The organism is Arthrobacter sp. Bi26, assembly GCF_918697925.1.
GTDB lineage: Bacteria > Actinomycetota > Actinomycetes > Actinomycetales > Micrococcaceae > Arthrobacter.
The window spans coordinates 72,790-86,771 of sequence record NZ_CAKKMF010000008.1 but is presented as its reverse complement, the minus strand read 5'-3'; the positions used below and the strand labels follow the sequence as shown (position 1 = coordinate 86,771).

Genomic DNA, 13,982 nt, shown 5'->3' with positions numbered 1-13,982 from the left:
GTTCTTGCCGGTGGGGTTCTTGCTGGTGGGGATTTTGGCCGATGAATTTTTGGCGGCACTCCGAGACGGGCTCCCGGATCCGTTCCCGGCGCCCTTGGTGGCGGGACGGGAGGCTTCACGGGCGGCGGATCGGCTGGCTGCATTGCTGGTGGCCCGGGCAGCGCGGGCGCTCCGCACGGAATTCGCGAACGCGGCCGGGCCGAACCTGAGCATCTTCTTCGGCTGCATGCCGGGGTCCATCTGGGCCCTGGCCAGGGACAGGACGACGCCGATTGCGCACAGCGACATCAGCAGGGCCGAGCCGCCGTAGGAAATGAAGGGCAACGGGACGCCGATCACCGGTGCCAGCCCCGTGACCACGGCCATGTTGACGCTGGCCTGGCCCAGCAGCCAGACCATGATCGCGCCGGCCAGGACGCGGTGGAAGACATCGTGCTGTGCGACGACGACGCGGTAGATGGCGGTGCCGAGGATAGCGAAGAGGACCAGGACCACGAGCGTGCCCACCAGTCCGAGTTCCTCGCCGATGATCGCGAAGATGAAGTCGTTGTGCGCTTCCGGGATCCAGCTGTACTTCTGCCGGCTCTGGCCCAGTCCGACGCCGAACCATCCGCCGGACGCGAGCCCGTACAGACCGTTGGTGGACTGGTAGTTCAGGTCGGAGCCATCGGCACAGGTCTGGCCCGTCCATGACAGGATACGGCACATCCGGTTCGGGCTCGTGACGGCGAGGACGGTCGCGCCTATGGCCAGTAACGCCCCGGAAATGCCGAAGAAGGAGAGCCGGACTCCGGCGAAGAACAGTGCGGCGGCCACAATGATCATCACAATCATGGCCGTGCCGAGGTCGTTTCCGGCGAGGATGAGGCCAAGGACCACAATAGCGCCCGGGAGCACGACCGGAATGAGCGCGTGGCGCCACTCCTGGAGGAGCTTGGCTTTGCGGTCAAGCACCGTGGCCATCCAAAGCGCCAGGGCAAGCTTGGCGGCTTCGGAGGGCTGGAAGGTGAACGGGCCGACGTCGATCCAGTTCTGGTTGCCCAGGGCGCTGCGTCCCACGAGGAGGACCAGGCCCAACAGCGCAATGGCCAAGAACATGAGCCCCCAGGCCACGCGCCTGAGCCAGGCGACGTTGACGCGCGAAAGGACAAACATGGCGAAGAGGCCAATGGCGGCGAATCCGCCCTGTTTGAGGGCAGCGGAGTACGGTGACTCCCCCGCAGCGATGGCTTCCACGCTGGAGGCGGAGAGGACCATCATGATGCCGATCGCCGTCAGGGCCAGGGTGGAGCCAAGGATCAGGTAGTACGTGGATCCGTTGCGGGACTTGCCGGTGCCTTCGAGCGCCGACCAGAATCCGCGGTTCCAGGCACGCACCCGGGCTGCCGGGGTGACGGAGGGCCTGCCGGCCGTTGACGCGGTAGCCGAAGGCGTCCTGCTGCCGGCGGACTTGCCACTGGTGGCACCGCCTCCGGCGGGTCGTGCCGCCGTCGTACGTGTGGGCGTGCTGACCATTGTTACTCCTCGCTGGTCTGAGCCTGCCCTTCCACGAGCTCGCGGACAGCTTCGATGAAGGCATCGCCACGGTGAGCATAGGAAGAGAACTGATCCATGGAAGCAGCCGCCGGCGCGAGCAGCACAGTGTCCCCGGAGGCGGCCAGCTGCGCCGCCGAGGCAACGGCCTGGGCCATCACAGTCTCACCGAAAATCGGCGAAGGGCCTGCGTCGGCTTTGGCCGTTACGGCAGTCTGCACGTCTTCAGTCTCGCCCTTGGCCGGCAGGATCACGGGGACATCCGGCGCGTGTCGCTTCAGTGCGGCCTGCAGATCGCTGGAGTCAGCGCCGATCAGGACCACGGCTTTGAGCCGGCTGCCCTGTTCCTGGATCAAGGAGTCGTAATTCACGCCCTTGGACAAGCCACCGGCGATCCACACCACGTTCTGGAAGGCGGATAAAGCAGCGGCGGCGGCGTGCGGGTTGGTGGCCTTGGAATCATTGACCCAGAGCACACCCTCATAGCGGGCCACGGGCTGGATCCTGTGGTCTCCCGGAAGGTAGTCCAGCAGGCCCTGGCGGACAGCCGACGGCGCCAGGCCGTAGGCCCGGACCAGGGCGGCCGCTGCCAGAGCGTTCGCCACCATGTGGCGCGGAGCCGCCGACCCCAGGTCAGCAATCGAGGCGAGTTCGGCCGCGCTGTCCTTGCGTTCGGCGATGAACGCGCGGTCCACCAGCAGCCCCTCCACGACCCCAAGCATGCTGATGGCCGGCGTCAGTGTGGTGAAGCCCACGGCCCGGCAGCCTTCCACCACGTCCGCGTCCTCGACCATGCGTTCGGTCTCGATCTGCTCGGCGTTGTAGATGCAGGCCTTCTGCGTATTCGCGTAAACCTTGGCCTTGTCGGCGAGGTAGGAGGCGTACGAACCGTGCCAGTCCACGTGGTCTTCAGCGACGTTGAGGCACACGCTGGCCACTGGGGACACCGAGTGGCTCCAGTGCAGCTGGAAACTGGAGAGTTCCACTGCAAAGACGTCGTAGTCCACGGGATCGCGCAGGGCGTCCAGGATCGGGGTCCCGACGTTGCCTACGGCGATCGCCTTGAGCCCGGCGGCCTGGAGCATGGACTCGGTGAGGCCGACCGTGGTGGTCTTGCCGTTGGTGCCGGTGATGGTCAGCCAGTCGGCGGTCTTGCGGCCCTTGCGTTCGCGGAGCCGCCAGGCGAGTTCGACGTCGCCCCACACCGGAATGTGCGCCCGCGCCGCAGCGGCGAGCAAGGCCTGGTCCGGGCGCCAGCCCGGGGACGTGACAACGAGGTCGGGCTTGTGCCCGTCGATCTTCGGAACCGACTCCACGGCTTCTTCGCCCAGCAGGACGTCCACGGCGCCGACGATGCGGAGCGTGTCGGCCTGCGCCAGCGCTTTGGCGCTGGTCGCGGCGTCCACCACGACCACCCGGGCACCGAGTTCGATCAGGGTATCGGCGGCGGCGAAGCCCGAGACGCCGATGCCGGTGACCACGACGCGCAGGCCGGACCAGTCGGAGTCCCACGTGGTGAGGCCCTGCAGCCGGGGTGAGGTGGTGAGCGGGGCGGGGATCGGTCCGGTCACAGGAGTACCACCCATTCAGCGTAGAAGATGCCCAGGCCGGCGGCGACAAACAACCCGCACAGGATCCAGAACCGGACCACCACCGTGACTTCGGCCCAGCCTTTGAGCTCGAAGTGGTGCTGCAGCGGTGCCATCTTGAAGAACCGTTTGCCCTTGGTGATTTTGAAGTAGCCCACCTGGATGATGACCGAGAGCGTGATGAGGACGAAGAGCCCGCCGATGAAGGCCAGCAGCAGTTCGGTGCGGGACAGGATGGCGAAGGCTGCGACGGCGCCGCCGATGGCCAGGGAGCCGGTGTCGCCCATGAAGATTTTCGCGGGCGAGGTGTTCCACCACAGGAAGCCGACCATCGCCGCGCTCAGGATGGCGGCCAGCAGGGCCAGGTCCAGGGGGTCGCGGACGGAGTAGCAGCCGCCGCCGGCCTGGCGCGGGGACCCGCAGGCCTGGTTGCTTTGCCAGATGCCCATGAGCGTGTACGCCCCGAACACCATGACCGAAGCGCCGGCGGCCAGGCCGTCGAGGCCGTCGGTGAGGTTCACGCCGTTGGTCGCGGCCGTGACGATCAGGTTGGACCACAGCACAAAGAGTATGGCGCCGAGCACGGTTCCGGCGAAGGCCAGGTTGAGCCACGGAATATCCCGCACCAGTGAGATCTGGGTGGAAGCCGGGGTCAGGCCGGCGGCATTGGGGAAGTTCAGCGCCAGCACGGCGAAAATGATGCCCACGGCACCCTGGAGGATCAGCTTGGCTTTGGCATCCAGCCCCAGGCTGCGCTGCTTGGAAATCTTGATGAAGTCATCCAGGAAGCCGACCAGCCCCATACCCACCATGAGGAACAGCAGGAGCAGCCCGGAGGCGCTTGGACCCGGGGAGTGCGGGTTCATCATCCACATGATCAGGTGCGTGAGCCCGTAGCTGACGAGGACCGCCACGACCACAACGGTGCCGCCCATTGTCGGGGTGCCGCGCTTGGTGTGGTGGGAGGTGGGTCCGTCGTCCCGGATGAATTGTCCGTAGCCCTTGCGGACCAGGAACCGGATAAACAGCGGGGTGCCCACAAACGCGAGGAGCAGCGCCATTCCGGCGCCCATCAGCAGTGCAATCACAGCTGTGCACTCCCTTCGGTGGCGGTGGCGGCAGTTCCCTCAGCAGATCGCTCGGGAGAGTCCTTGGTGGCATGTGGGGGTAATGCTATCCGATCCCCCAAGTGGCGCAGCCCGATGCCGTTCGATGACTTGAACAGGACCAGGTCGCCGGGCTGGAGCTCGGCTTGAAGGAGCTCGTAGGCCTCGTCCGCAGTCTCGGCGAAAACACATTCGTCGCCCCAGGAGCCCTCGTTGATGGCGGAGACATACAGCGACCGGGCTTCCCGGCCCACCACGACGAGACGGGAGATGTTGAGCCGCACCACCTGGGTGCCGACTGCCATGTGCTCGCGGATGGAATCCGGGCCGAGTTCCAGCATGGCGCCCAGGACCGCCCAGGTGCGGCGGCCGCGTCCCAGCTCGGCCAGCGTCCGCAGTGCCGCCCGCATGGACTCCGGGTTGGCATTGTAGGCATCGTTGATGACTGTCACGCCGTCGGGACGCTCCGTGCGCTCCATCCGCCAGCGGCTGGCGGCGGCCTGCGTACCGAGCGAGGCGGCGATCTGCGCGCCCGGAATGCCGGCCGCGTGCGCCGCGGCCGCAGCCGCGAGGAGGTTGGCCATGTGATGGGCACCGATCAGCTTGGCGGCAACGTGGTACTCGGTCGGTCCTTGCTGGCTCAAGTCGCCGGGGAGGAACAGCTCAAATTCTGGATGGCCGTCGGCGTTCAGTTCCACACCCTCTGCCCTCACCACATCGGCTTGGGCCATGCCCGTCTGGACGCTGTTGTCTTGGCCTATGCCGGCCGCGCGGGAGGTGTAGCCGAGCACGCGGGCCCGGGTCCGGGCGGCCATCGCTGCGACGCGGGAATCATCCAGGTTCAGCACGGCGGTGCCCGTGGCCGGGAGCGACTCCACGAGTTCGCCCTTGGCCACCGCGATGTTGTCGATACCGCCGAATTCTCCGGCATGGGCGGAGCCGACACCGAGGACGACGCCGATCTCCGGCTGGACCATGTCCGCGAGGTATTGGATGTGGCCGATACCCGTGGCGCCCATCTCGATGACGAGGTAGCGGGTGTCGAAGTCGGCCTTGAAGACGGTGAGCGGGACGCCGATCTCGCCGTTGTAGGACCCTTGCGGCGCAACGGTGGCGCCTTCAGTGCCGGCTGCCGCGAAGATTCCGGCGAGCAGGTCTTTCGTGGTGGTCTTGCCGGCGGAACCGGTAATGCCGATCACCGTGAACGCGGCGCCGGCAGCTGCGCGGCTGGCCCGGATCCGGCGGACGGATTCAGCAGCCAGTGCGCCCATGGCGAGGACAGCGTCCTCAACGACGACGGCGGGAAAGTTCGTTCCGGCGGCGTCGGCGACTTCGCGCTCGACGAGTGCCAGGACGGCGCCCCGGTCAAAGGCGGCGCCCACGAAGTCGTGTCCGTCGGCGTTCTCCCCCGGTTTGGCCACATAGAGGGAACCCGCCGTGGCCTCGCGGGAGTCGGTCACCACGGATGCGGGAGTAATTCCCGGTTCCGCGGCGAGCCGGCCGTTGGTTATGTCGGCGATTTCCGCCGCTGTAAGTGCAATCATCTCGGTTTAGGACTCTATCCGGTGGTCTTCGAGAACGGTGAATCCCCGTGCTGTCAAGGCGTTCCGAAGCTCCACCCGGTCATCCAATGCCAGGTTGACTCCCTTGACCTCCTGCCACACCTCGTGCCCGCGCCCGGCCACGAGGATGGTGTCCCCGGCTCCGGCGAGCTCTACGGCCTTCACGATGGCCGCGTCGCGCGGGAAGACCTCCAGGACAGTGCAGTCCAGGCCTTCGTCATCCTTGGCCGCCAAGGCCCCGGCAAGGACGTCCGCGCGGATGGCCGCCGCGTCCTCGTCGTGGGGATCGTCGTCGCTGACAATTACGGTGTCCGCCAGCCGGGCCGCAATGGCCCCCATGGCGGGGCGCTTGCTCTGGTCGCGTTGTCCGGTGGCGCCGAAAACGATGATCACCTTGGACCCGGGCTCCGGGGACCGGACGGCTTCGAGGGCACGTTCGAGGGCGTCGGGGTTGTGCGCGAAATCCACCACGGCCGCCGGGGCCGTGGAGACGAGCTGCATCCGGCCGGGCACGGCGACGGTGAAGGGGTCTGCGGCGTCGAGGGCGGCCTGCACGGCGGCAGGCTCGTGGCCGCCGGCGAGCACCATGACCGTGGCCAGTGCTGCGTTGGCGACGTTGAAGCCTCCCGGCAGGCCAGTGTGGACGCGCAGCTCGGCGCCGTCCAGGTGCCTGAGTACGAAGTCGGAGCCAAGGCCCCGCGGAGCAGTCCGGGCCACAGTCCAGTCCGCGGTCCAGTCGGCGTCAGTCTGCCCGCTGCCGGTGGTCCCGGCCGCGGCGAGGGTTGTGACCGGGATTTCGGCGGCGGCCGCGAGCTTCCGGCCCCAGGCGTCGTCGATTGTCACCACCGCGGCGCGGGCGCGTTCCGGCGTGAACAGCCGGGCTTTGGTCTGGAAGTATTCCTCCATGGTCCCGTGCAGGTCCAGGTGGTCCTGGGTGAGGTTCGTGAACCCGGCGACGTCGAACACCACGCCGTCCACGCGGTGGAAGGACACGGCGTGCGAGGAAACTTCCATGGAGGCGGCATCGAGCCCGCGTTCGCGCATGAGCGCCAGCAGGGCGTGCACATCCGTGGATTCGGGGGTGGTCAGCAGGCTCGGGATCGGCTCGCCGCCGGCCAGGATCTCAATCGTTCCGATCAGCCCGGTCCGTTTGCCCAGCGCCCGCAAGAGGGCATTGATGAAGTAGGTGGTGGTGGTCTTGCCGTTGGTGCCCGTCACGCCGAAGAGGGCCGGCGCCCCGGCGCCGTCGGGCCGGCTCTGGTAAATGAGTGCGGACAGCCGGCCGACCACGCTGCGCGGCTCGGCGGACAGCAGCACCGGGACGGGGATGTCATTGGCCAGTGCCAGCAGGCGCGCTCCGGCGTCGTCTGTCAGGACCGCCACGGCGCCGGCGTCGACGGCCTGGGACACGAAGTCGGCCCCGTGCCGTGCGGCGCCGGGCAGGGCCACGTAGAGGTCTCCCGGGCGGACCGACCGGGAGTTCAGGGAGATCCCGGTGACCGGGACGGAGCTGGATGCCCCGGGAACGGCGACGCCGATCGCCGCACCGATGGCTGACAGCGGCACTGCGGCAACCGCAGTGGGCCGAAAGCCCGGGGTGGCGTCATGGCCGGACGGCGCGGAAGCATCGGGGGCGGTGAGCTCTGACAAGTGGATCTCCGTTGTGGTGCTAGTGGATCGGGCACTGAATGAATCGGGACCTGCGCACGGAGATAGGCTCCGGCGGGCAGGCACTGGGCAGTGGCGCCGGCTGGTAACTTCCGGGTGCCAGGTGGAACGGGCGCTACTTGGCGTACTGCGGCAGCCGGGCAGGTTCGCCGGTGGAGGGCTGGACGTTGAACGTGCGCAGCGTCTGGCTCATCACCGATCGGAACACCGGTCCGTTGGTGATTCCGTAGATGCTTCCCTTGGGCCGTTGCAGGACCACCTCAACAATAAACCGCGGATTGTCCATGGGCGCCATTCCCACCATGGAGGCCGTGAAGCCGCAGAAGCCGGATTTGCCGTCGTCGCACGGGGACTCGGACGTGCCTGTCTTGGCGCCCACGCGGTACCCGTCGATCGCGGCCTCCTTGATCTCGCCCTCGGTCACCGCGCTCTCCAGGATGTCGCGGACCTGCTTGGCGGTCTCCTTGGAAACGATCTGCTGCGGGGCCTTGGCCGGGACTTTTTCCTCGGTTCCGTCCGGGTTGATGTAGCTGTCGATCAGCCGCGGCTGGAGCATCACTCCGTCGTTGGCGATGCTCTGGTAGGCCCGGACGGTCTGGAGGGTGGATTGGGCGACGCCCTGGCCGAAGAGGACGGTGTACTGCTGGCGGCCATCCCACTGGTCAGCCGGGGTCAGGATGCCCTTGGATTCGGCCGGGAGTCCAATGTCGGGGGCGTCGCCGATCCCGAACTTCCGCAACCAGTCATGGCGCTGGTCCTTGCTCAGGCGCTGGCCCACCATGACCGTGCCGGTGTTCATGGAGTAGCCGACAATTCCGGCCAGCGTCCGGCGCTCGGTGCCGTGTTCGAACGCGTCGCTGAAGGTCTGCCCGTCCACGGTGTAGGTGGGCGGAATGGTGAAGGTGTCCAGCGGGCTGGACTTGCCTTCTTCGATCGCGGCGGCGGCCGTGATCATCTTCTCCACCGAGCCGGGCTCGTAGGAGGCGGTGACGGCCCGGACGCCGCGGTCCTCGGCCGCGACCTTGCCGGGGTCGTTGGGATCCGGGGAGTCGGTATCGGCCATGGCGATGATGTTGCCGGTCTTGGCGTCGGAGACCACAATCACACCCCACTCGGCGCCGAGCTTGTCTTTTTGGCTTTGAATCGCCTGCTGGGAAAAATACTGCAGGTCCGAATTCAGCGTGAGCTTGATGTCCTTGCCGTTAATCGCCGGCGTCAGCTCGTCCACGCCCACGGGGATGCGCAGTCCGTCGGCGCCGATTTCGAACAGGCGCTTGCCGGGTGTCCCTTTGAGGATCTCGTCCTGGGTCTGTTCGAGTCCTGCCTGCCCGGTGGTGCCGTCCTTGAGGAACCCCACAATTCCGCCGGCCACGGAGCCGTTGGGGTAGACCCGTTTGCTGGTGCCTTCGGTGACAATGCCCGGAATCTGCAGCTTGGACACCCGGTCCTCGACGTCCGGTTTCAAGTCCTTGGCCACGATGTAGTAGCGCTGGGTTCCGGTCAGGGCATCGCGCAGCGCGTCGCGGTCCATGCCGAGCACGCCGGCCAGTTCGGAGATGCCCTGGTCACGGGTGACCTTGACGAGTTCGTCCTTGCCCTTGATGGTTTCGAGCCGGCGGAACGAGTCGGTCTTGGTGTTGACGGTCTGGTCCACCACGACGTTATAGCGGATGACGCTGCTGGCCAGGACCGTGCCGGAGGAATCGAGGATACTGCCGCGCTCCGCGGGCAGCTCTATGGGCGTGAGCCGGTTATTGAGGGCCGCCTCCGCCATGCCCCCAATGTCCAGGCCCTGGACCATGAACAGCTTGCCGCCGACCACCAGCAGGAGCGCCAGCATGATGCCGAGTCCCCAGCGGAGCCGCCGGGTGGCGTTTGGGGCTTTCGCCTTGCTTGCCTTGCCGGAGTTCTTCGCCACGGTGAGTCCTTGCTGCTTGCCTTGCTGGTGGTCAGTGAGCGTTACTGCCCGGGGGTCTTCTGCGCCGGGGCGGGAACCGATCCACCGTGGAGCTCCGCCGCGGGAGCGGGCTTTGCAGGTGCCGCCGCGGGAGCGGGCTTTGCAGCCGCCGGCGCCGGCACGGTGTCCGCCGCCTTGCGCTGGGCCAGCGGTTCATTTTCCGTGACAGGCGGAACGACGTTGAGCTGTCCTGCGACGGCCGGTGCGGCGATGACGGCGCCCGGGGCATCGCCCTTGACGGCCGGTTTGGCCTTGCCGGTGACACTGAGGGTGGAGAGATCGATCTGGCCCTTGGCCAGGGATGCCACCATGCCCAGTTCCGCGGCCTTGGCCGCGAGGTTCTGCGGGGCGTCGAAGTTCTGCACTTGCTGGGTGAGGTCCTGGTTCTGCTTGGTCAGGGTGCTCTGTTCACTGCGGAGCTGGACCAACTGGTACTGGGCGGAGGAAACGGAGATGTTCAGGACCAGTACGGCCATGAGGGCAATCGCCAGGAGACCGAAGCAGAGGACCACGAATGGTGCGCGGCGCTTGCGGGGCACGGAGCGGACCACAGAAAGCGGAGTGCGCGCCTTCCGGGTCTGATCAGTGCCGGGGCGGAGGCCGGGCAGGGCACGGGCAGTGGCGCCCTGGGCAACGGGGTAGCTGTTGACGGCGGCGGTGCTCATGCGGCTCTCCTGGCTTTGATGCGTTCGACGGCGCGCAGCCGGGCGGAGGCTGCACGGGGGTTTTCGGCGATTTCAGCGGCGGTAGGTACCTCGGTGCCCTTCGTCAGGGTTTTGAGTTCGGCTTTGTGCTCTTCGAGCTCGACCGGGAAGCCGAGCGGGGCCGAGGACTTCGACCCGGCCTGGAAGAAGCCCTTGACGATCTTGTCTTCCAGGGAGTGGTAGGACATGACCACCACGCGGCCACCGAGGGCGATGGCCGCGATGGCTGCCGGAATGGCACGCTCCAGGACGTCCAGTTCCTCGTTGACCTCGATCCGGAGTGCCTGGAAAGTGCGCTTCGCGGGGTGGCCGCCGGACTTGGCGGCACCGGCGGGCACCACGGACCGGATCTGTTCGACCAGTTCGCCGGTGGTGGTGAAGGGCTTTTCGGCACGCGCGGCCACGATCCTGTTCGCGATGCGGCCGGCGAACTTCTCCTCGCCCCATTTTCGGATGATCCGGACGAGTTCTTCTTCGCTGTAATTGTTGACGACGTCGGCGGCAGTCTGGCCGCGGCTGGTGTCCATCCGCATATCCAGGGGCGCATCAAAGGAGTAGGCGAAACCGCGCTCCCGCTCGTCCAGCTGGAGGGACGAGACGCCAAGGTCCATCAGCACACCGTGGACTTCGGTGAAGCCCAGGTCCGCGAGGACGTCCGGGATTTCGTCGTAGACGGCGTGAACGAGGTCGGTCCGGTTCGCGAAGGGCGCCAGACGCGCCCCCGCCAGCGCCAGGGCTTCCTCGTCCCGGTCGATGCCGATCAGGTGGAGGTCGGGAAAGCGCTGCAGGAGGGCCTCGGAGTGGCCGCCCATGCCGAGCGTCGCGTCGATCACCACGGGGGTCTCGCCGCGGCTCCGGGCAGCCTCGAAGCCAGGGGCCAACAAATTGATGCACCGGTCCTTGAGGACCGGTACATGGCGTTCGGACGTTGGCTTCGCCTGGTCGGGATCAGTCATGCCGTCGTCCTTTCGTTGCGGGAGTTTGCTGGTTGCGGCCCTTACGCAACGTTCCTTGGTCCAGATCCCCATCCGCGCCTACCCGGTGCCGGCCTGGCTCCGGGGAAGTGAGCCAGGACAACAACCGGATGGGCGGCTGGAGATCTCGATCAAGGAACGTTGTGTGCTTGTGGATGAGTGGGGGTTCAGAGAATCCCCGGAATAGCGTCGTCTGTTTCCGAGAAGGCGGTTTCCTTTTCGGCCAGGTACTCACTCCAAGCCTGGGCGTCCCAGATCTCCGCGCGGGAACCTGCGCCAATGACGGCGAGTTCCCGGCCAAGACCTGCGTATTCCCGGAGCGCCGGCGGAATCGTCACGCGCCCCTGCTTGTCAGGTACCTCGTCCGAGGCTCCAGAGAGGAAAACACGGATGTAGTCACGTGCCTGCTTGGAGGAAATTGGAGCCTCCCGCATCTGCTCGTGAACCCGGCCGAATTCCGCCTCACTGAAAACGTAGATGCAACGCTCCTGGCCCCTTGTGAGAACCAGCCCGCTGGCAAGTTCCTCGCGGAACTTCGCGGGGAGGATAATTCGGCCTTTTTCGTCCAGACGCGGCGAATGTGTGCCGAGAAACACGGCCCACCGCCCGTCTGTTCTAGAAAGTCCAACGTCCCCTGAGTTGCAACTACCCTCTTACGCCCTCCACATTACTCCACATCGCTCCACAGTCAACGACACGCCCGGGATGTTTAGACAAATTTGCGGATGTTTATCCCCTTTCGTCCCAGCATTTGCAGGGAAACAGGATTGGTGGGGGAAAGTGGAGTGATTTTTCCTGCTTGCCTCACTCGCCCTGGCCGATTCACGGTTCGGACCGGCGCCAGGGTGAATCAATTCGACGGCGCCGCCCCTTTTATGGCCCGATCGCGGCGAACCCGGGCAAGAACCGGAGCAAAATTTCTGCTTTAAATGGCGAAAGACCCGCCGAAGCGGGTCTCGCGCCGTCCCCCGGAGAGCCGGTGGCGGAAAGTGGAGGGCCTAAGGGGCCGTCACGGATTGGTTCAGGACTCGCCCCCGTGCCGTTCGTCCCAGCGCTGTTCAAGGTTGCTCATGAACGAGTTCCTGGGTTTGCCCTGCTTGCGGCCGCCGGCTGCCCGGGACCTGCCCACAGCCGAACTGCGCATCGTGGCGAAATAGACGCCGGCGCCCATCACTACAAAGCCCACAACCCCGACGATGATAATTTGCGTGGACACGCCGACCAATAACAGAAGCACGCCCGCGAGAGTCGCGAGCACGCCCATGACGAGGTGGCGTGTGGACCAAGAGCGTCCGGGGACCGATCCCATCGAGCTTGCAAACTTTGGGTCGTCCTCATTCAGCTGCTTCTCAAGTTGCTCCAGCAACTTCTGTTCGTGTTCCGAGAGCGGCATCACGACCTCCTCAAGTCTGCCAACGTCCGGGCGTGACGTATCCAGTGCCCTAATCGCCTAACGCCCGGGATTCCGAAGAGGTTCCCATTCACCGCCCTTGGTGAAAGGGGCAATTCAGCAGTCCCGTGCCGGTCTTAGCTGGCCGGGTCGCCCGAACGGTCGATCCAGTAGTCCTAAACCTAGGTATTAATAAGGATAGATTGTTGCGGCCTGTTCTGAAAGACAGTCTTAAGGCCCTGTCCCGTGTCCGAAACCCCTCGCTGGAGCCCTTGTCGGGGCGGGGCCGCCATATTCCTGCGCCGGTCCCTGCGCCGGGCTCACTCGAGGGGGCCCCCGGGATCCAGGAGCCGTGCCGGTAGAACCGACTTATTGCCGAATTTCCGGGTGACAGCATCGAGGGCTTGTTCGGCGGCCCGCCAGTTGTCGTCCCGGCGGTCCAGGCTGAGCTGGAGCGGGGCGTGGGCAGCCTCTTCCAGCTGTTCGGCCCGAATGCCCACGAGCCGGACTGTCATGGGCCTCTCACCTACCGATTCCAGGAGCTGCACTGCCACGGCGTAAAGAAGTTGGGCGCTGTCGATCGGTGTGCTGACGGTGCGGCTGCGGGTGATGGTGGAAAAGTCCGCGTAGCGCAGCTTGAGCGCCACGGTGCGGGCGTGCATGCCGGCGCCCCGGAGGCGCTCCGCGGTCCGGTGCGAAAGCCGCAGCAGCTCACGGTGCAGCAGGGCGTCATCCGCAGTGTCAGTGGCGAACGTCTCTTCGGCTCCAATGCTCTTTTCCAGCCGGACCGGCGTCACGGGCCGCGGATCGATGCCCCAGGAGAGCCGGTAGACATGCTCCCCCGACGCGCCCAGCAGCTTCCGCAGCGAGGGCAGCGGCGAGGCGGCGACGTCTGCCACCGTCCGGATCCCCCTGCGGGCAAGCACTTCCACTGTCTTGCCGCCGACGCCCCACAGCGCACTGACGGGAAGGCTGTGCAGGTACGGGACGGTTTCCTCGGGCCTGATCAGCAGCAGCCCGTCCGGCTTGCACCGGGTGGAAGCGATCTTGGCCACAAACTTGCTGGCGGCAATGCCCACCGACGCCGTGATTCCCAATTCCCGGAAGACGCGGGCCCGGATCAGTTCGCCAATCTCACGGGGCGGACCGAGCCGCCGGATGGCTCCCCCGACGTCCAGGAACGCCTCGTCCACGCTGAGCGGCTCGACGAGATCGGTGATGGAGCCAAAGATTTCCATGATCTGGCCGGAGACTTCGTAGTAGAGCTTGTGGCGGGGCTCGATAATGACAGCCGAGGGGCACATGCGTGCCGCCACCACCATAGGCATCGCTGATCTGACGCCGAACGCCCGGGCCTCGTAGGACGCGGACAGCACCACGGAGCGGTCCGCCGGATAGCCCACAATCACGGGCCTTCCCTTCAACTCGGGACGGCTGCGCAGCTCCACGGAAACAAAGAACGCGTCCATGTCCACATGCATGATGCTGCTGCGCCTCAG

The 13,982-nt window shown here is 66.3% G+C and carries 11 protein-coding genes; all 11 read right to left on the bottom strand.

The features are described 5' to 3' along the window. A partial coding sequence (ftsW, locus tag LQV16_RS03620; RefSeq protein ID WP_229992574.1) for a putative lipid II flippase FtsW occupies window positions 1-1,515 on the bottom strand: 1,515 nt, incomplete at its 3' end. Between the two features lie 2 nt (window positions 1,516-1,517). Next, the gene (murD, locus tag LQV16_RS03615; protein ID WP_229992573.1) at window positions 1,518-3,119 is read right to left on the bottom strand and encodes a UDP-N-acetylmuramoyl-L-alanine--D-glutamate ligase; all 1,602 of its coding nucleotides are present in this window, start codon (window positions 3,117-3,119) and stop codon (window positions 1,518-1,520) included. Beyond that, on the bottom strand, window positions 3,101-4,210 hold the full coding sequence (gene mraY, locus LQV16_RS03610) for a phospho-N-acetylmuramoyl-pentapeptide-transferase (protein ID WP_229992572.1): 1,110 nt from the start codon (window positions 4,208-4,210) through the stop codon (window positions 3,101-3,103). The genes murD and mraY overlap by 19 nt, the downstream gene beginning before the upstream one ends. After that, window positions 4,207-5,772: a UDP-N-acetylmuramoyl-tripeptide--D-alanyl-D-alanine ligase gene (gene murF, locus LQV16_RS03605; RefSeq protein WP_229992571.1), complete on the bottom strand. Its 1,566-nt coding sequence runs from the start codon at window positions 5,770-5,772 to the stop codon at window positions 4,207-4,209. Before murF ends, mraY begins: the two co-directional genes overlap by 4 nt. A gap of 6 nt (window positions 5,773-5,778) precedes the next feature. Then, a complete protein-coding gene (locus LQV16_RS03600) occupies window positions 5,779-7,440 on the bottom strand; it encodes a UDP-N-acetylmuramoyl-L-alanyl-D-glutamate--2,6-diaminopimelate ligase (RefSeq protein ID WP_229992570.1) in 1,662 nt (553 codons plus the stop codon). Window positions 7,441-7,573: 133 nt separating this feature from the next. Next, window positions 7,574-9,376, bottom strand: coding sequence for a penicillin-binding protein 2 (locus LQV16_RS03595; protein WP_229992569.1), 1,803 nt, complete (start codon window positions 9,374-9,376; stop codon window positions 7,574-7,576). A gap of 41 nt (window positions 9,377-9,417) precedes the next feature. Next, window positions 9,418-10,080 carry a hypothetical protein gene (locus LQV16_RS03590; RefSeq protein WP_229992568.1) on the bottom strand — a complete coding sequence of 221 codons (663 nt, stop codon included), beginning with the start codon at window positions 10,078-10,080 and terminating at the stop codon, window positions 9,418-9,420. Continuing rightward, window positions 10,077-11,075: a 16S rRNA (cytosine(1402)-N(4))-methyltransferase RsmH gene (rsmH, locus tag LQV16_RS03585; RefSeq protein ID WP_229992567.1), complete on the bottom strand. Its 999-nt coding sequence runs from the start codon at window positions 11,073-11,075 to the stop codon at window positions 10,077-10,079. The genes LQV16_RS03590 and rsmH overlap by 4 nt, the downstream gene beginning before the upstream one ends. A 185-nt stretch (window positions 11,076-11,260) precedes the next feature. Then, a complete protein-coding gene (gene mraZ, locus LQV16_RS03580) occupies window positions 11,261-11,689 on the bottom strand; it encodes a division/cell wall cluster transcriptional repressor MraZ (protein ID WP_090956633.1) in 429 nt (142 codons plus the stop codon). Between the two features lie 425 nt (window positions 11,690-12,114). Then, entirely contained in the window at window positions 12,115-12,486 is a 372-nt protein-coding gene (locus tag LQV16_RS03575; protein ID WP_229992566.1) for a DUF3040 domain-containing protein, read from the bottom strand. Between the two features lie 317 nt (window positions 12,487-12,803). Beyond that, on the bottom strand, window positions 12,804-13,964 hold the full coding sequence (dinB, locus tag LQV16_RS03570; protein ID WP_229992580.1) for a DNA polymerase IV: 1,161 nt from the start codon (window positions 13,962-13,964) through the stop codon (window positions 12,804-12,806). Window positions 13,965-13,982: the final 18 nt, after the last annotated feature.

Coding starts and splice junctions, on each gene's coding strand:
- murD (WP_229992573.1), bottom strand. CDS start 3,119: ATGGGTGGTACTCCTGTGACCGGACCGATCCCCGCCCCGCTCACCACC.
- murF (WP_229992571.1), bottom strand. CDS start 5,772: ATGATTGCACTTACAGCGGCGGAAATCGCCGACATAACCAACGGCCGG.
- LQV16_RS03590 (WP_229992568.1), bottom strand. CDS start 10,080: ATGAGCACCGCCGCCGTCAACAGCTACCCCGTTGCCCAGGGCGCCACT.
- rsmH (WP_229992567.1), bottom strand. CDS start 11,075: ATGACTGATCCCGACCAGGCGAAGCCAACGTCCGAACGCCATGTACCG.
- LQV16_RS03575 (WP_229992566.1), bottom strand. CDS start 12,486: ATGCCGCTCTCGGAACACGAACAGAAGTTGCTGGAGCAACTTGAGAAG.
- dinB (WP_229992580.1), bottom strand. CDS start 13,964: ATGCATGTGGACATGGACGCGTTCTTTGTTTCCGTGGAGCTGCGCAGC.